The following is a 17,771-nucleotide window of genomic DNA, read 5'->3' as shown; positions in this document are numbered from 1 at the left end:
GTCAACTACATCTTATTTTATGAGGTGTGATTATATACCTCCCACCCCATATAATTACCTAAAGCCTCTTCAAGAATGGCACCCGTTTTTGATGCATTCATTACCACATGATGCTCAAATCCGTTTTTACATACATACTTCATTAAATCTTGTAAATCTGGAATTTGGGCCACTGCCCTATTTCCAAAAGTATTTAATGGATCATCCGTTAATTCACCTTCCCCTAGGTAAACCTTTATTAATCCTTTAGGATCATCTGTACTTATTCTACCATAGGTAAGCGGGTTGGCCGGTGTTCTACCATCCAGTGCCCCGTAGGTATTCTCTACACCAACCGATGTCCCCAATATTGGGGCAGTATCCATTTTAATATCCGGCAAGAATGACTTAGCCCAATTTCCACAATGGAACAATACACATTTATTAGGATCATCTGCATAATTATTGTTCCAATCTACCAATGCACTGGGAGAGCCGGAAGCCAATTGCATGGCATACATGGTCAAGGTACCCGTTACATCTACCTCACAGGCCGATGGCAACATGTTTTCTGACATGATACTCATGCTTGTACACACATTGCAGCCATAATTTTGCTGAAGCGATGTCCAGCATTGTATAGCAGTTGCGTCCAATGCATATTCTTCCATAAATTCTTTAAGGACCACATCTAATTTTGCAATTTGGAGCATAGCCTCATTAGGGGTTTTTCCTTGTGGAACATAGGCATTTATTGCTTCTAAATGCTGTTTTACAGCAGCATCATTCAAGGTAAGCTTATTAGCCTTACCAAGAATTTCGGACAAGTCTACCGTAGTTACCGTTATGCCATTTCTCTGCAATATTTTCTCTGAATACCGCACTGTATTAAAAGCACCAGGTCTTGCTCCCACCGCTCCAATTCTGATATTCCTTAACCCTTTTACTACCCTACAAACTGCGGCAAAATCCTTCAAATCTTGTTGAAATGCAGCATCTGAAGGAAAGGAAACATGTTGACTGGTCAATGAATACTTAATTCCATATTGATACAGGTTGTTACACACCGAAATTTTACCGCACCATGAATCCCTACGGTTGACTACATTCATTTTAGTCAACTCATCTGGGTATGCCTGCACCAAGACCGGTACATTTAAATTTGCAAGTTTTAAGGTATCCGCAACACCTTTCTCATCTCCAAAATTTGGCAACAACACCAGTACACCAACAATTTCATCAGCATGTTTTCTAAAAAGTTCAGCGCATTTTTGTGCTTCTTTAAAAGTTTCAACCCCGCCAAGTTTGGTGTCTGAACTACCTAAGAGAATAGGGTTTAACCTCAGATTTGAAAAAACCTCAATGATTTCGGTCCGGGCCTTTTCCACTAAACTATCCGGGAAAAAATCACGGTTACCAATAATTACACCAATACTCAACTTAGACTCTTTGTTTTTCATTTATTTACTAATTAGAATTAGGCCATTCATGCCAAAATCACTTCTATTTCATTATCCTTGAATACTTCCTTATCCTTATCCTCCATTCCTGAATCCGTAATGATAAAATCTATTAAAGAAAGTGCGCCCAAACTAGCAAGTGCGCTTTTACCAATTTTAGTGCTATCCGCTACCAAATAGGTAATATCGGCAGCATCTATCATGGCCTTCTTTACAATTAAATCGCTTATACTCGGGTAGGTCAGCCCGGCTTTTAAAGAAATACCAGCGGTAGCCAAAAACAGTTTCTGTACATTTAATCCCTTAAAAAAATCCGCAGCCTTCTGACCCGTTAACGAAAGCGTTGGCGGCTTAAATTCCCCACCCGTCATAATGACCTCAATATCCGGTTCCGTACCTAACATCAATGCTATATTTAGCGCGTTTGTTATAACAGTAAGGTTTTTAAAACCCACCAGCTTTTTTGCTATTTCTGTTGTGGTACTCCCAGAATCTAAAATAATGGTATCGCCACTTTCAATGAATTCAAGACATTTTTGGGCTATGGTTTCCTTCAAGTCCATATGCTCTTGATTGACCAAAGAAAAATTACGCACCTGATCCCCCATGTTTTTTAAAAAAGCACCACCATGTTCCCTAATGATAAGGCCTTGTGCTTCTAACTTTTCCAAATCTTGGCGAATAGTAACCTCAGTTACCTTAAATAATTTAGCCAAGTCCACTACTTTGGCAGAGCCATCCTCATTTAAAAATTCAATTATTTTCTCTCTTCTCTTATTGGGTAAATATGCCATATTCTAATAAATAGTAAATTTTCATAAAAATAAACAAATCTACCTGCTTAAGTTCCACATCTTAGCTAGAGAATACAGCACTGCTATGATTCCACATTAATAATGATACGCTCATATCTTGTAAGAGCCGGAGTCCCTTGATCCGTTACCTCTAAAATTATATGCATTGTTCCCAAACGGGCTCCTTTTGGAACTACCAAATAAGCCTTGGCACTGTTGGCATTTTCTATCTTCACCGGCTCTGCGGTCCTCCCCGATGATTTTGTGAATGAGCCCGGCTCTCCATAATAGAACCAACGGAATGTTAATTTATCCCCATCTGGATCTGTTGAATTTTCAGCATTTAAATCAATACGGTCCCCAACCTTGGCGGTTATGGTTTTTTCGTTATCCACTTCTACGACCGGAGGGTGATTAGCCTCTTTATACGGTTTTATAGTCCAATCCATTCTGGCAACGAAATCATTTTGGTAGGCCTCTCTCCACCGCCATATCGTTGCCTTGTTATTGGTGTGCCAACTGCCATCATTTCCTTTGACTTCATCTTGGGCATTGTTCCACAAAGGCCTGGTTTCAGGTTCCAAAAACCATTTTTCGGTTCTAGGGCGATACAGTTCATAACGACCGCCCCAGCTGCCCCAATTAGGATGGTCCGGATTGCCGAGGCCATTATTTATAAGGTACATAAAACTAGGGGAATCCCCTTCCATCAAATAATCCATATGAGGGTACTCGGCACCTAAGGGACCTTTACTACGAATATGCTTATCTAACCAGGGATTGTCCACAATTTCAAAATTCGCACCAGCAAATCGACCATGAAATTTATCTCCACTAATACCTGTCCATGTAGCATGATGATAGCCACCATACGCATGAAAACCTGGACTAGCGATATAAAATAAATTTGGAAAAGTCTTTCGTAACCAAGGTCCACTATCATCCTGATCAGAAATGGTATACACCCTTATTTTTGACACAAACTTATTAAGTTCCGCCTCTGTACGTGTATTCTTTACCTTCCATAAAGCTTGCGCCAAGCAATTGGGTCCGCCCCAAACTTGCACCCAAACAGGTCTTTCATCCTCTTGATCTACAACATTTATAATCCATTCCGACCCTTCGGAATCCATCCCCTCACCAACAGCGTTCATACCATAATCTGCACGACCTTCCTTTACAACCAATCGCAAATCCTCAACTTCAGGATAACCAGGCTCATGCAATATAAGGTTAGGTCTAACCTTAGCATATGCTTCCAGTATTTCAAAAATACGCCATGTTGCTATTTCATTTTTTTGATGTACCGAGGTGGTAGCCACCAAACCCTCCACATCCCACTGATTGGAATAGGTTAAAAACCGTACGAGAGACATAGCGTCATCCGGTTCGTTCTCTATATCGGTAAGAACCAAAACCCTATGTTTTTGATCAGCATCCTGAGCTTTTAAAGCAAGTCCCAGCACAAGTAGACATCCAAATAAAAATAAACTTTTGTAATTATAATGTTTCATAATACATTCTTTTATCGATAGACACCTACCCCCTTGCAGAACTGAAAATCATGTCTAACGATAGACGAATGTATTAATTTAGATTTAAAATTTTTACTATTTTTTTCGTTTTTTTTCTTTTATTTTCTATATAACAGTTGTTTTAATAATAATCTTAAAACATTTAGACCTAATGATTTCATTATTTGTCAAGGAAATGCTCATAACACTTATCAACTTTTAACATAGGAACAATGGGGCTATTTAGATAATAATTAAACATAAAAAAAGCCATTGAAATTAATCAATGACTTTTCTGAACTTAAACCTAACTAACCCTATTGATAAACTCTTACATAGTCAACCTCCATGGTATCTTCCGTAAAGGCCGGATCTATTGCTCCACCAAGAGTACCCCCCATAGCAATGTTCATTATTAGAAAGAAATCACTATTAAATGGTGTACTTTCTGAATTCACAAAAGTGTTGTGTATCAACTCCCCATCAACTACAAATTTTATATTATCAGGACTCCACTCAACGGTATAATTATGAAATTCTGTTGTAGCCGTTGGAACCGAAGTAGCCCCAACTACTGCCGAGCCGCCAAAATTACCGGGATAATGCAAAGCACTAGTAATGGTATTTGCATTATTACCAACATGTTCCATAATATCGATTTCACCACTAGCAGGCCATCCTACCTCATCAAAATTAGCTCCCAATGCCCACAATGCCGGCCATGTACCACCAGATGAAGGCAATTTTGCCCTAATTTCCACTCTACCATAGGTAAACTCAAATAAATTTTCAGATTTAATACGCGCTGAAGTATAAGCAGCGCCTCCTGTAGGACTAACGCCAAAATCAAAAAACAACACCACTCTATCATATGTAAATGCCGGAGCACCACTAAGATCAAAGGTCAAGGTTTCCCAGCTTTCCGCAACAGATGTAGTTGCATCGACCTCAAAAAATTCTTCGGCATTAGCTTGGTTTTCAAGTTTTAATCTTACAACCGCCCCAATTGCCGGAGACCATGTTTTAACTTCCATACTAGTATAGGTGCTTAAATCCAAGGCTGCATCAACATCAAAAAACGAACCTGCCCATACCTCTGCACCATTGTTTTTTGTAGATTCCGCAACAGTAGTAGAAGTATTCTCACCAGAAGCATCAGGGTTATCGATTACCGCTGTTGAAGCTCCGCCAAAATCAGTAAATATGGGTGCAGCAGTCTCAAAATCTTCAACTATAGAAGTTTCTCCGCCGGCCGCAACCAAAGTAATGTCATCATAATAATGTTTAACACCCCCATTACCGCCCGTACCACGTGCAGTAATCTTTAGTATTCCGTCTTCAACAATAACATTGTCCGCACTATCTGTATATTCTTGCGCTTCACCATTGCCCCAGCCACCAGCACCAAGATCAAATGTCCAATTTGCAGCATTTGGCGCTCCGTCTATATCAAATTCATCTGACCAAACTAAATTGGTGTACATGGTCTCCAAACTTTCCTCTCCGCCACCTGTAGATGGTGCCGCAGTAAAACGAATGTACCATGCAAGATCAGGATTCATAGAATCATATGTCCTTACATAAAGTAAATCTTCACTGATGGATAAAATCTCGTAGGTTGAAGAACCCACATAATAACTCATGAAGCCGCCATCTGAAAATTCCATTTGCATACCAGTTGTTTCCCCTTCTGGGACATTCCCCTCTACAGTAGAAAAAGTAACCTCTTTTTCGCCACTAGTATCAAAATCATAACAATAATCTTCATCCGCTGTTCCCCCTACCACATCTTTATGTCCTACATTGAAAAACGTTTGCCCCTTATTATCCAATACATAAGTTACCTCACCGCTACTATCCACCGAAAAAGTTAACTCATCATCGCAAAAACAATCGGAAATTTCGCTTCCGCATTTTTCAAAAGCTTGGGCAGAATACCATTTTGGATACCACCAGTCCCCATCAATTCCTTCCCTGGCCGGACCTAAGCCTAAATGACCAGGTTGAGCCGCAGCTAAAAACCATGTTTTGGAACTACCGTCCGTTATTAAGTTGACCAGTTCAGAGTTCATAGCCGGCACATCTACCGTTACCTGTAGAGTTTCTGTTAACGTTGTACCATCAAACCCGGTTACCGTAACGGTAACCGTATAGGTGTTCTCACCTGAATTGGTGTATGTTTTGGAAATAAAACCAGTTAATGATTCACCAGTAGTTCCATCACCAAAATCATATGTGTATAATTTTGCGCCCGTAGCCGTTGGCTTAAATGTTACAATACCTGAACCATCAGCACTTACTTGAGAAGAGACCGCTAAGTTAGATAAGGGTCCCGGATTAAAAGAATCATCTTCGTCACAACTAACAAACACCATGAGTAATGTCACGAACATGTACATTAAATTTTTCATACAATAATTTTTAGGAGTTAATTTTCACTTGTAAAAGTCAACATTACCTGCATAAAAAAGCAGGTTTCAAATTTGTTGAATATTTAAAAATCATGAATTGCAATTTAAAAGAGGTAATTGCGAAATCCTAAAAAATAACCTATACAAAAAACATACATCGTAAAATATGCGTTGAAAATATATTGAATCATTAATATATACCGCTTTTGACCAGTAAAACAGGTCCGTACTATTATCCAAAAAAATAGATATGTTGTAGTAATGTTGTGGTAAATATAGGTAGTGTTGTGGACTACAGACCCATAATATAATCTGTAAGCCCTTCTTCATGTTGCAAATTCATTTTCTTTCTAAGCCGATATCTCTTTACCTCTACACTTCTAAGTGAAATATTCAATAAAGGCGCAATTTCCTTGGAAGACAAGTTCAACCTTAAATAAGCACAAAGTCGTAAATCATTGGAAGATAATTCTGGATGCATACCTTTAATCTTCTTTAAAAAATCCTTATCGGCATTATTAAAGGCATCTTCAAAAAATTTCCAGTCGTCATCATTATTAATATTCCTATCAATGGTTTTGATTACGGTTTTAATTTGTGGGCTTTCAGGGGCCTCCTTTAATTTATCTTTAATGGAGTTTAGGAATTCATTTTTCTTAATAATACTCATTGTAGAAATAGCCAATTCTCTATTTTTACTATCTATTAGCTCCTGCAATTGCTCATTCTTAATCTGAATGATTTTCTTTTGCGCTTTTAGCTTTTTCCTTTTTAAACGCTTTCTGTTCTCTTTTAAAATCTGCTCTTGCTGTCTTCTATAAAATCTTTTATAAAGCTTATGAATCAGAATAAACAAGAGCACACCTACCAAGATATATAGGGTAATCGCAAAAACTGATACATACCAGGGTCGTTTTATAACAAATTCATATGCAGCAATATTCTCTACAAGTTCATTACCAACCTTAGCCTTAACCTGAAGTTTATAAGTACCAAATGGTAAATTTTTAAATGAAACATTAGATTCTGTAGACCATGAACTCCAGTCGACATAAAGACCATCTAACCTATATTGGTAATACACCTCAGTAAACTTATCAAACTCTGGAACATGGTAGTGAAACTTTAGATTATTCTCACCATATTCAAATTCCGAAGCGTCCACTATTGCGACATCAATATTTGGTGCATCATAAAATTCTTTTGAAATTGAGTTAATAGCTACATGATAGTTTTGCTGTTCTACCTTATCTAAATTAAGTGTAACGTATCCATTTGAGGTACCTATGAGATAGGTATTATCCATTAATTGAACAATAGATTCAAATCCTACCACCCCCATACCTTTTCTAAAAAATTTTGGTATAGGTATTTTAATTTTTTCTGGATCACCGCTTAAGGTACCGGTAGAAACATTTATAATATTATTATTTGAAAAGCCCCAAAGACTTCTGTTTTTATCTGTTGAGTTGAGAACACCAACTATAGCATCTCCGCTTGCAAAAAATTTATCGCTTAATACAGCATCCTTTTCAAACTCTTTATTTTCCCTATTATATTTAAATACACCGTTTACGGTTGAATATATTAAATCATCATGATAAGTCAACAAACTGGAACCCGGCCCTTTGGAATTTTTTTGACCTACTTCTTCTACCTTGGTAAAACCTGAATCCAATTTTAATTCAAAAATTCCTTTATAATCATGATTTACCAGAATACTCTGGTCATCATCAAATTCAAAAAACCTGCTTGAACTTTCAAATCCATCAATTTTATTTCTAAAAGTCCATTTGTTATTTACTTTTTCCAATACACTTAAGCCTTCATAATTTCCTTGTAACAGCAAATTATCATTGCTGGGTATAGGTTGAATGTCCCATGTGCCAAAAAAATCAGAAATTTTCTGTGCCGTACTACCTTTCACTATAAACGTTCCGGCATGGTGCCCACAGAATAAAACTCCGTCAACATTTTTTAACAACCAAACTTGACCTTGGGTACCCTCAATGAGTTTAAATTTATCATATTCATTGGCTCTATAAAACAATCCTTGGTTAGTTCCCAAATAAAGCACATCATCATATAGAATTGCGGTATAAACCACGCCTAGCTCTCCCACATGGTCTATATACTCCTTAAATGGCGATTCCATATTTATAACACTAACTCCATTGTCCAGCCCCAACCATAAATTCCTGTCTACATCTTGGAACATAGATAACACGGTATTGTTATGAATACCCTGTTCCTGGTCAATATGCATAACCACATTACCTTTTGCATCCACTTTAAATATGCCCTTAGAAATAGTACCTAGTACTATAGAGCCATCGTGTAGTTGCAAGCTACTATAGACTTTAGTTTTAGATAATGGTGTATTGTTCAAATTTTTCCAAGTTGTCAACCTATTATCCTTAAATAGGTAACATCCGTTTTGCTCCGTAACCAATACTATTGACGACTGTAATGGAAATGCACCTACTAGAATATCATTTTTTAAAATTTCATCATTGGAAACCAATACAGCTTCACCATTTTCTATGGTAAATAGCCCTTCTCCTATTTTTTGAAAATATATTTTATTAAACACCTTATGTAATGTTGCACGTGTGGTTTTGGCATTCAATATTTCTATTGTTGAATTACCTATATGGTAACTATAAATACGATCTAAAGAACGAAAAAGCACCCAATCCTTAACATGTTTTATAGTCCAAAAATGCTCATCCTCTACAACCGGCTCATTTAATTTTGATGAAATTGAAGTATATATTAGCGAACCGAATTCATTCTTTTCCCAAAATCCAAATTCCATATAACAACCCGTGTAAATACGATCACCTATTACTTTTACCGATTTTAATGGGGTACCGTTTGGAGATGGATATAAAATCCATTTAGTTCCGTTAAACTCTAACAGACCACTATTGTTTGCAACGTAAATCTTTTTATCACGCGTTTGGGATATAGCCCAATTTTGGTTACCCGCCCCATAAGATAAAGGCGAAAAGTTTTGTATAGGCGGCAACTCTTGGGCATTAACGCCCAATGCAATAAAAATTAAGAGCAAGAAAGTTAAAGGTCTTATTGCCATATACAGGAACCATAATTTTAGTTAGACTTAAATATAAGATATTTATAGCCCAACTTTAGTCCTTTAATTTTCATAGCTACTAGTACAATAACCTAAAATATAATACGGTCTTATTATTATTTTCGTTTATTTTCTTTTGCTTTGTTTTTTGCTATATTTGAGATTTATCATGCAAAAAACTACATTGTATAAACTAGCTTCTTTTTTACCATCTAATTATGAAATATTTATTACTACTGTTTGTCGTTATCCACCTACCCACCTTTTGTAATGCACAAGCAAATACTAAGAAACGCGTAATTATATTATCGGATATAGAAGCCGACCCAGACGACACCCAATCTTTCATACGATTATTTCTATATAGCAATGAAATAGACATCAAAGGGATGGTTGCCACAACTTCATGTTGGCTGCAGGACAAAATAAATCCTGCCTCCATAAGAAAACTTGTAAAAGCCTATGGCGATGTTCACCCAAACTTATTAATACATGACAAAGAATACCCAAGCGCAGCTACCTTAAATGCCCTAATAAAAGATGGTCTCCCTAAATACGGTATGACAGGGGTTGGGCCCGGTATGGATTCCGAAGGCTCTGATTGGATCATAAAAGTATTGGAAGAAAAAGATGACAGACCCTTATGGATTTCCGTTTGGGGCGGGGTAAATACTTTGGCGCAATCCTTATATAAAATTAAAAACACCAAAAGTGCTAAGGAGGCCAAAAAAATGATCTCCAAATTAAGGGTGTATACCATTTCCGATCAAGATGATAGTGGTATTTGGATCAGAAACAATTTTCCGGATGTATTCTATATAGTTACCCCGGGCGATGAATACAGCCAAGCCACATGGACAGGAATAAATTCATTTGTAAAAGGTATTGATAATACTAGCATTAGCAATGATTGGCTTGCACAAAACATACAACAAAACCACGGACCGCTTGGAGCAAATTATCCTGATGTTGCATGGGGAGTAGAAGGAGACACTCCCGCATTCCTATCATTGATTCCTAATGGTCTAAATATTGCGGAACATCCAGAATTAGGTGGTTGGGGCGGTCGTTATGAATTATACAAACCAGATTTTTCAAAAACCAAGGACGGAGGCTCCATTGTTACCATAGCTCCAGAGACCCGGCCAATTTGGACCAATGCCATTGACAGCTACACACCTCATGTTCCAAAAGAATATGGAAGAACCGTAAGGCCAGATTCCATCACATTTACGGGATATAAAGAAACCTTATGGCGTTGGCGAGATGATTTTCAAAATGATTTTGCAGCCCGTATGGACTGGTCAATCATGAGTTTTGAAGAAGCAAACCACCCGCCCATTCCCAAATTGACCCACTCAGAGGAGTTCACGGTAAAATCTGGCGATAGATTTGTTTTGGACGCTTTTGATTCTACGGATCCAGATGGTGATAATTTAAGCTTTTTATGGTTTCAGTATCTTGAGATAGGTTCGTATAAAAAGAAGATAAATATGGGTGCGGATAACGTACACATAGTTAATCTTACCGCCCCAGAAGTGTCAAAAAAAGAAACACTACACTTTATCGTAAAGGTTTCTGACAAAGGCACACCAGTACTGACCAGATATAAACGGGTAAAGGTTACTGTGCTTCCAAAATAGAAATAGAGAACCTCTTAATATTTATTTAACGTCGCATTGAAGGGATAATCCTAACAATCATGCTTTTTAAAGCCTAAAGGTCTGCAAATGCTTCCCAAACAAAGGATACAACCAAGCTAAAAGTCAACAATTTCATCTGATAAAAACAGTCTAAAGAAAACTAAACACTTGGTTGTATTTTACTTTAAAATTTTAATCCTAAAAAAATATTTAGGAACTTCACTATTTCAATTAAGGCAGAAATGGTAAGCACAGAGGCAAAACTTAAAGAGCGTATTAAGGAACTTACTTGTCTATATGAAGTAACATCCATAATCGTAAATTCTGACTATAGTCAGTTACACACTTCTTTAGAGGCTATAACTTTTTGTTTGAAAAAAGCATGGCAGTTTGAAGATGATACCGAGGTATTGTTAAAAAGTGGTACATATGATATTAAGACAGATGGGTACCGTAACGATATGGTATACCTTAAATCTGACATTAAGGTTTTTAATGAGGTTTGTGGTTGTATAAAAGTGGGTTATCCTAGTAATAAATATAAACAAACCGATTTTTTGGTCGAAGAAGAAAAACTACTTGAGAATGTTGCTTTAGCGGTAGGAAATTTATTGGAAAGAAAACAAGTACATGATAGTGAGGCCGCTATAAAAAGACAAGTAGAAAGAGCGGACAGACTTCATATTTTAGGTGAAATTACCGCTGGTATTGCTCATGAAATCAATACTCCTTTAGCCAATATTCTTGGTTTTACGGAACTTTTAAAGGAACGTATAACAGATGCCGATGCTTTGCGCGATTTAAATAAAATAGTGGATAATGCTATTTTTAGTCGTGAAGTGGTAAAAAAATTAATGTTTTTTGCTTGTGAAATGCCGCAACAAATGAACGAAATACTACTTATACCCTTAATAGAAGATGTATTGAATTTGTTACGCCCCTCTCTACAAACAAAAAACATACAACTTATTAAATCTTTTAGTCACCAAGACATTGCATTACGGGCAGACAATGTACAATTGACACAAGTGCTTTTTAATTTAATTATGAATGCTATTTATTTCTCCCCTAAAGAAGGTAAGATTGAAATAAGTTTAAAAAAAGGCAAGAAGTACATTACCCTTCGTATTACGGATGAAGGAACCGGAATTACAATGGAAAACGAGGACAAGGTTTTTGAGCCCTTTTTTACTACAAAACCTATGGGTGAGGGTTCGGGATTGGGACTAAGTGTGGTTCATGGTATCATTAGTAGTCATAAAGGCACAATTACCCATGAAAGGAACCATCCCCAAGGAACCATTTTTACAATATCTTTTCCTAAATTACCATAATGGCCTTACGCAAAGAGAACATACTGCTTGTAGATGATGACATAGATATATTAGAATTGTTACAGCGGCATTTACAGTCAATGGACTACCATATCTTCAAAGCCGTCTCCGTAAAGCAGGCCTTATATATTCTAAAGGACACCTTTATAGATTTGTTGATTACCGACATTCAAATGCCAGAAGTTGACGGTCTTCAATTGGTGAGGTTTGCAGATGAACATTATCCGGATATACCAAAACTGGTTATAACCGGTTACCCATCGGTAAGTGGCGCATTGGAAGTTTTCAAATCCGGTGCAACGGACTATCTAACCAAGCCATTTACTAAAGAAGAGCTAAAACAGGCAGTAGATAAATCGCTGAAAAGTAAAATAAGAAAAGATGTTCCAAAGACTATAACCATTCCCCATAAGGGCAAAGGTTATTCAGAAATGATAGGTTCTTCACCTGCCTTTCAGAAAATAACCGACATTATAGATCGGGTCAAAGATAACAAGGCCACGGTGCTGATCAAAGGAGAGAGCGGTACGGGAAAAGAACTGGTTGCCAGGGCCATTCATTATTCAGGAACCTTTTCCAGAGCTTCATTTGTGGCGGTCAATTGTGGAGCTATACCTGAAAATTTATTGGAAGCAGAGCTTTTTGGATATACAAAAGGAGCTTTTACCGGTGCCAATGAAAATAGAAACGGTTTCTTTCAAGCAGCAGAAGGGGGAACCCTTTTTTTAGATGAAATAGGAACGGCACCATTATCTGTCCAAGCAAAATTGTTACGGGCCATACAAGAAAAGGAAATCACCAAAATCGGTTCACGAAAAGTTGAAAAGGTAGATATTAGGATCATTGCAGCAACAAATAGCAACCTTCAAGAGGCCATTGCCCAAAATGAATTTAGAGAAGACCTTTACTACCGCCTAACCGTAGTTGAAATAAATGTACCGCCATTAAGGGACCGCAAACAGGACATACCGTTATTAGTAGAAAAATTTGTCCAAAAATATGGTATTGAGTATAGGGATAAATTAATGGGTATTGCCCCAGATGCACTAAACATTTTACAACGGTATCACTGGCCGGGAAATATTAGGGAACTAGAAAACTTAATACAGCGTGCCGTTATTATGAGTGATGGTATGATCCAAGTAAAGGATTTACCTGATCATTTAAAGTTTCAGATAGATTTTCCCACCACGGAATTTCTACCGCTTAGAGAAATGGAGAAAGAGTATGCCAAAAAAGTACTCGCCTCTGTAAATGGTAATAAAACAAAAGCTGCAGAAATTCTTCAAATAGATCGCAAAACACTTCGCGATAAACTAAAATAACACACCGGTACAAATCTCCCCAACCGGGTAAATATTCCCCGGATTAAAATTCGTTATTTATTTTCACACTCCTATTAAGTATTTGATATTCAATTACTTAAAAACATTAACACATTTTTAATATTCATGGGCATGCCTATTGCCTCTTTATAGTAAATCAATATAAAGGGGGATGAAATACGGAAGTATAGTTTTAGAAAAAAAAGATTTCGTGATGATACAAAGGTATCAACAACTGACCCCTTATGTAGAAGATTATGCTCATAAAGACGCATTGGACAATTTAAAGGAGCGTATGTCAAAGGCATTGATTTATGATTTGGAAGACATGCCAGAAGATATCATAAGAATGTATTCCAATGTCAATTTAAGTTATGAATCTGGCTGGAACCAAACATTTCAATTGGTGCCACCACATGAAAACAATTTAGAAGATGACAAGGTTTCCGTACAAAGTACATTGGGGGCATCGATCATTGGTTTATCGGAAGGAGATGTAATCACCTATGGTCTTCCCAGTAATGTAGTCACTTTGACCATAAAAAAAGTTACACAGACCAATCAACATTTTAAGGTAAACCTTACAGAGAAAACAATAAACGACGCATTAGCAAAACATAAGAAAAATTTATTAACCCAAAATTCAGAACTATGATTAAATATGTAATAACAGCGCTATTTTCAGCAAGTATGCTAACAGCACAGACGAACACGGATAATGTTCAAAATTCAGTTAAAGTAGGTGATGTATATGAAATTGGAAAGCCAAAGGCCCACCAATTTCAACATATAGATTTACCTAGAGCAAATTTTATCATCAAGAAAGGTGGTATTGCCAACTATAAAACTGTTGAAGGCAACCAAGTAGTGGTTACTGAGGTTAAACAAACCAAAGATGGTGAAACCAAAATTAAGATGAAGCGTACGGACGGTTCTCGTTTTTTCCGTACACACCCAACAATTACGGCAAACTATTCAGAGGCGTTGGCATCTGGAGAGTTGGTATCCAAATAATGCATATAGCTAGTTGACCTATCTGCCTGGCTTTCAAATTTAGTTTTGTTCAAAAAAAATGTTTGTCAGGCAGATTTTTTATTTCCCAAACTTAAAAAAGGTCATGAAATATGAATTTAAAAAGAAGTATCTGCCTTACATGCAATCATGTAACATTCTGCAGTTTAACAAAAAACAAATACAACATACATTGTTGTGGGGATTACATACATCAGTTTGACAAACCGTTGGTAAACAGGAACAGAAATGGCATAAAAATTTCCATTTAAAAAGTTAAAAGTGAATTGGAGTTAACATACATACATGATCACAAAAACACATAAAAATAAAAAGGCACAAAAGCAGGGCATGCTTAATAATGTCATGCGCCAGTTTGATAATGCTGCAGACATTATTGACCTAAACCCCAATATCAGAAAGATACTGGAGGTGACCAATAATGAACTCGTTGTACATTTTCCAGTACGAATGGACAATGGAGAGGTAGAGGTTTTTACGGGCTATAGGGTGCAACACAATAACTCATTAGGTCCTTATAAAGGTGGTTTACGTTACCACCCTACGGTAGATATTGATGCTGCAAGGGCCTTGGCCATGTGGATGACATGGAAAACATCTTTAGCCGGGTTACCCTACGGGGGCGCAAAAGGGGGCATACAATTAGACCCCAATAAATATTCCATTGCAGAACTGGAACGAATAACCAGAAGGTTTACTTACGCCTTGGGTGACAATATTGGTCCAGAATTGGATATTCCGGCTCCTGATGTAAACACCAGCTCACAAACCATGGCGTGGATCTTGGATACGTATATGTCTACCAAATCGCCCAACGAGCGATCAAAGAATATGCACGTGGTAACCGGCAAACCCCTTGGTGCAGGTGGTTCTGAAGGCCGGGACCGTGCAACAGGCTTTGGTGTGTACCTCACCATAAAATTCTGGGCAGAAAGCAAAAAAATAAACCTGAAGCACAAAAGATATATTGTCCAAGGTTTTGGAAATGTTGGCTATTGGACCGCACATTTTTTAGAGCAGGAAGGAGCAAAAATGATTGCCGTTCAAGATGCTTATGGTTGTATACATAATGAAAAGGGTATTTCCGTAGAAAAGCTTTTGACATATTCCAAAGCAAACAAGGGTAGTATTTTAGGGTTCAGCGACGCTGAAATAATAAATAATTCCGATTTTTTCGGACTTGATTGCGATATCATTGTACCAGCAGCACTTGGCAATCAAATTACGGCAAAAAACGCCCCATATATAAAAGCTAATCTAATTGCCGAAGGGGCAAATGGTCCTACTGATGTTGAAGCCGAAGAAATACTATTAAAAAATGGTATTGAGATTATCCCGGATATTCTTTGCAATTCTGGCGGAGTTATAGGTAGTTATTTTGAATGGCTACAAAACAGGAATGGAGAAATATGGCAGCTAGATGAAGTGATGCAAAAACTAGAGAAAAAGTTAAAGGAATCTTTTACCAAGGTAATGCTTACTTCCATTGAACGAGATGTGGATATGCGTACGGCAGCATTTATAATTGCCATAGAACGTTTAGAAGAGGCATATACGCAAAGAGGTATATTTCCTTAAAGCCAGTCAACACCGTATAAGGAGACAAAGAAATAACTTTGGTGGTTATACCTTCCTCTGAGGAAGGGCTGAACGGGGGTGGTCTATTCAAGATTTTGAGTCGTACTGCCCCTTTTTTGTTCAGAATACCAAATTTATTAGTACTGATAAAAAGAATAAAAGCAATGAAATACAATAATCTGATTATTGAAAAAAAAGAATATATGCTCTTAAAACGGCTTATGAACCTTTCTGAGTTTTATAAGGATAGGACACTTGCCTATTCCATGAAAAAATTAATGGGAGAACTGGAGTATGCGCAAATTGTGGATGACCTTAAAATGCCTAAGGATGTCATTAGGTTCAATACCAAAATCACCATAGATTCCGAAAATGGCTGGCAATCTACATTTACTCTGGTAACCCCAAATGAAAGTGATGTAAAGAACAGTAAAATATCCATATTAACACCAATGGGTTCTGCGGTTATTGGCTATGCGAAAGGGGACACCATAATTTGGGAATTTCCTTCCGGAGAGCAAAGATTAACTATAAAAGAAGTAGAACAAAAACACAGACATGTAAACATAGATAGTGTTTTGTAAGCCACAAATCTTTTGAAATAAAAGATGTCTTTTTAAAAACAAAAAAAGTCAAACTGTAATTTAAACCTAATGAATAACCATAAATACATCAACATTGTAAACTAACATTTTAACTCACCATCATGGCAAAGAGACTATTATTACCCACAGATTTTTCTAAAAATTCTTGGAATGCCATACAATATGCTATTCAACTATTTGCAAATCAAGAGTGCGACTTTTATATTTTAAATACCTACGCCAAGGAAGCACACGGGCTTGATAATATTATCTTGTTAGATCCAGATGAGGCTTTTAATAAATTTTCAGAGTTACGTTCTAACCAAGGATTGGGGGATATTATGGCCAAACTGACCTTTGAAAATAGGAACAGAAAACATCGGTTTCATATGTTATCACGATCCGCGTTATTTATTAATGCCATAAAATATATTGTAGAACAAATGAACATAGATATGGTAATCATGGGCGCTAAAGGTTGTAGTAATGAAAACAATCAAGCCTATGGAAAGAACACCTTATCCGTTATTGAATATATACGCCATTGTCCTGTTTTAGTAATTCCTAAAAATGTTTGTTATAGCATGCCCAAGGAAATTGTGCTGACCACAAACTTTAAAACCAATTTCAAGCCAAAAGAAATTAAGCATTTGGTAGAAGTAGCCAAATTGCACAATACCTATATCCAAATTTTAAGTTTAACCGACCCAGGGGATATGAGTCTATGGCAAAAAAGAAACCAAAAACGTCTTTATAAACATTTAAAGGGCGTCAATTACTCTGCAAACGTAGTTCATAATGTAGGTATGGCCACTGCATTAAGTTGCTTTGTAGATATCAAGAACACCCATATGATAAGCTATATAGATAAAAAACCTTCGTTTTGGGAACGCATGGGTTTTGGTCAACGCACTTTGAGCAAGCTAGGATATTTTAATGATGTACCTGTATTGGCATTACATGGAGAGGGTCTTAGAAGATAACCCATGGTATTAAAACATTGCTCCCCTCTAAAACATC

Annotated in this window: 13 protein-coding genes; 8 read left to right on the top strand and 5 right to left on the bottom strand. The window is 37.0% G+C overall.

Annotation, left to right across the window (positions count from 1 at the left end; translation table 11 throughout):
• Positions 1–17: 17 nt before the first annotated feature.
• The 5 genes from ABVM52_RS10460 to ABVM52_RS10440 form a co-directional block, all read right to left on the bottom strand.
• Positions 18–1,439, bottom strand: a complete 1,422-nt coding sequence (locus ABVM52_RS10460) for an L-fucose/L-arabinose isomerase family protein (protein WP_405380236.1) — start codon at positions 1,437–1,439, stop codon at positions 18–20.
• A 26-nt stretch (positions 1,440–1,465) separates the two neighbouring features.
• Positions 1,466–2,233 carry a DeoR/GlpR family DNA-binding transcription regulator gene (locus ABVM52_RS10455; RefSeq protein WP_405380234.1) on the bottom strand — a complete coding sequence of 256 codons (768 nt, stop codon included), beginning with the start codon at positions 2,231–2,233 and terminating at the stop codon, positions 1,466–1,468.
• 83 nt (positions 2,234–2,316) lie between these two features.
• Positions 2,317–3,747, bottom strand: a complete 1,431-nt coding sequence (locus tag ABVM52_RS10450) for a nucleoside hydrolase-like domain-containing protein (protein WP_405380232.1) — start codon at positions 3,745–3,747, stop codon at positions 2,317–2,319.
• 317 nt (positions 3,748–4,064) lie between these two features.
• Positions 4,065–6,158: a family 16 glycosylhydrolase gene (locus ABVM52_RS10445; protein WP_405380230.1), complete on the bottom strand. Its 2,094-nt coding sequence runs from the start codon at positions 6,156–6,158 to the stop codon at positions 4,065–4,067.
• Between the two features lie 292 nt (positions 6,159–6,450).
• Complete coding sequence (locus ABVM52_RS10440; RefSeq protein WP_405380228.1) at positions 6,451–9,255, bottom strand: triple tyrosine motif-containing protein; 2,805 nt, start codon at positions 9,253–9,255, stop codon at positions 6,451–6,453.
• 218 nt (positions 9,256–9,473) lie between these two features.
• On the opposite strand from ABVM52_RS10440, the gene ABVM52_RS10435 reads away from it, so the two are divergent.
• From ABVM52_RS10435 to ABVM52_RS10400, 8 genes are all read left to right on the top strand, one after another.
• Entirely contained in the window at positions 9,474–10,898 is a 1,425-nt protein-coding gene (locus tag ABVM52_RS10435) for a nucleoside hydrolase-like domain-containing protein (protein ID WP_405380226.1), read from the top strand.
• 242 nt (positions 10,899–11,140) lie between these two features.
• On the top strand, positions 11,141–12,232 hold the full coding sequence (locus ABVM52_RS10430; RefSeq protein ID WP_405380224.1) for a sensor histidine kinase: 1,092 nt from the start codon (positions 11,141–11,143) through the stop codon (positions 12,230–12,232).
• The gene (locus ABVM52_RS10425) at positions 12,232–13,557 is read left to right on the top strand and encodes a sigma-54-dependent transcriptional regulator (protein WP_405380222.1); all 1,326 of its coding nucleotides are present in this window, start codon (positions 12,232–12,234) and stop codon (positions 13,555–13,557) included. Before ABVM52_RS10430 ends, ABVM52_RS10425 begins: the two co-directional genes overlap by 1 nt.
• 214 nt (positions 13,558–13,771) lie before the next feature.
• The gene (locus tag ABVM52_RS10420) at positions 13,772–14,212 is read left to right on the top strand and encodes a GreA/GreB family elongation factor (RefSeq protein ID WP_405380220.1); all 441 of its coding nucleotides are present in this window, start codon (positions 13,772–13,774) and stop codon (positions 14,210–14,212) included.
• Positions 14,209–14,571 carry a hypothetical protein gene (locus tag ABVM52_RS10415; RefSeq protein WP_405380218.1) on the top strand — a complete coding sequence of 121 codons (363 nt, stop codon included), beginning with the start codon at positions 14,209–14,211 and terminating at the stop codon, positions 14,569–14,571. Before ABVM52_RS10420 ends, ABVM52_RS10415 begins: the two co-directional genes overlap by 4 nt.
• Before the next feature lie 303 nt (positions 14,572–14,874).
• A complete protein-coding gene (locus ABVM52_RS10410) occupies positions 14,875–16,167 on the top strand; it encodes a Glu/Leu/Phe/Val dehydrogenase (protein ID WP_405380216.1) in 1,293 nt (430 codons plus the stop codon).
• A 164-nt stretch (positions 16,168–16,331) separates the two neighbouring features.
• Positions 16,332–16,751 carry a GreA/GreB family elongation factor gene (locus ABVM52_RS10405; RefSeq protein WP_405380214.1) on the top strand — a complete coding sequence of 140 codons (420 nt, stop codon included), beginning with the start codon at positions 16,332–16,334 and terminating at the stop codon, positions 16,749–16,751.
• A gap of 122 nt (positions 16,752–16,873) precedes the next feature.
• Positions 16,874–17,734, top strand: a complete 861-nt coding sequence (locus ABVM52_RS10400; RefSeq protein WP_405380212.1) for a universal stress protein — start codon at positions 16,874–16,876, stop codon at positions 17,732–17,734.
• The last annotated feature ends 37 nt before the right edge of the window (positions 17,735–17,771 follow it).

Origin of the sequence: Maribacter sp. LLG6340-A2 (genome assembly GCF_045057105.1) — a bacterium.
Classification (GTDB): domain Bacteria; phylum Bacteroidota; class Bacteroidia; order Flavobacteriales; family Flavobacteriaceae; genus Maribacter.
The sequence above is the reverse complement of the archived record's forward strand: the minus strand, read 5'-3'. Positions and strand labels throughout refer to the sequence as shown.

Bases quoted from the DNA above. Each gene is read 5' to 3' on its own strand.
- ABVM52_RS10460 (WP_405380236.1), bottom strand. From the start codon at position 1,439: ATGAAAAACAAAGAGTCTAAGTTGAGTATTGGTGTAATTATTGGTAAC.
- ABVM52_RS10455 (WP_405380234.1), bottom strand. From the start codon at position 2,233: ATGGCATATTTACCCAATAAGAGAAGAGAGAAAATAATTGAATTTTTA.
- ABVM52_RS10450 (WP_405380232.1), bottom strand. From the start codon at position 3,747: ATGAAACATTATAATTACAAAAGTTTATTTTTATTTGGATGTCTACTT.
- ABVM52_RS10445 (WP_405380230.1), bottom strand. From the start codon at position 6,158: ATGAAAAATTTAATGTACATGTTCGTGACATTACTCATGGTGTTTGTT.
- ABVM52_RS10440 (WP_405380228.1), bottom strand. From the start codon at position 9,255: ATGGCAATAAGACCTTTAACTTTCTTGCTCTTAATTTTTATTGCATTG.
- ABVM52_RS10435 (WP_405380226.1), top strand. From the start codon at position 9,474: ATGAAATATTTATTACTACTGTTTGTCGTTATCCACCTACCCACCTTT.
- ABVM52_RS10430 (WP_405380224.1), top strand. From the start codon at position 11,141: ATGGTAAGCACAGAGGCAAAACTTAAAGAGCGTATTAAGGAACTTACT.
- ABVM52_RS10425 (WP_405380222.1), top strand. From the start codon at position 12,232: ATGGCCTTACGCAAAGAGAACATACTGCTTGTAGATGATGACATAGAT.
- ABVM52_RS10420 (WP_405380220.1), top strand. From the start codon at position 13,772: ATGATACAAAGGTATCAACAACTGACCCCTTATGTAGAAGATTATGCT.
- ABVM52_RS10415 (WP_405380218.1), top strand. From the start codon at position 14,209: ATGATTAAATATGTAATAACAGCGCTATTTTCAGCAAGTATGCTAACA.
- ABVM52_RS10410 (WP_405380216.1), top strand. From the start codon at position 14,875: ATGATCACAAAAACACATAAAAATAAAAAGGCACAAAAGCAGGGCATG.
- ABVM52_RS10405 (WP_405380214.1), top strand. From the start codon at position 16,332: ATGAAATACAATAATCTGATTATTGAAAAAAAAGAATATATGCTCTTA.
- ABVM52_RS10400 (WP_405380212.1), top strand. From the start codon at position 16,874: ATGGCAAAGAGACTATTATTACCCACAGATTTTTCTAAAAATTCTTGG.